Annotated in this window: 1 protein-coding gene; it reads left to right on the top strand. The window is 32.9% G+C overall.

Annotated elements, in window-relative coordinates:
• The coding region (locus tag GOQ16_RS18555; RefSeq protein WP_160070446.1) for a hypothetical protein at positions 1 to 404 on the top strand (404 nt) is incomplete at both ends.

Here is a 404-nt window from a genome sequence, read left to right as displayed (position 1 = left end):
TAGTTAGTATTCGTAATGCAATAAAATATGTGAAATCGTCGCCTGCTAGATATGAAAAATTGAAAGAATGTGCAACTAAAGAAAAGATTGAATCAAAATCGATTGTGTTTTTGGATATGCCTACAAGGTGGAATTCTACCTATTTAATGTTGGAGGCCGCTTTGAAATACCAAAAAGCTTTTGAGCGCTTAGAAGAGGAGGATGGACATTACTTAAATTATTTTCGAGAGGATGATGGTGGTAGAAAAAGAGGTGGACCTCCGTTTGTAACTGATTGGGAAAATGCATCTATTTTTATCAAATTCCTTAAAGATTTTTATGATATCACTTTAAAGTTTAGTACTTCATTAAATGTTAGCTCCACAATTTATCTTCATGAAGTATGTTCACTTGTAGCAGATTTG

It is taken from the genome of Sphingobacterium bovisgrunnientis, assembly GCF_009829085.1.
Lineage (GTDB): Bacteria > Bacteroidota > Bacteroidia > Sphingobacteriales > Sphingobacteriaceae > Sphingobacterium > Sphingobacterium bovisgrunnientis.
The sequence above is the reverse complement of the archived record's forward strand: the minus strand, read 5'-3'. Positions and strand labels throughout refer to the sequence as shown.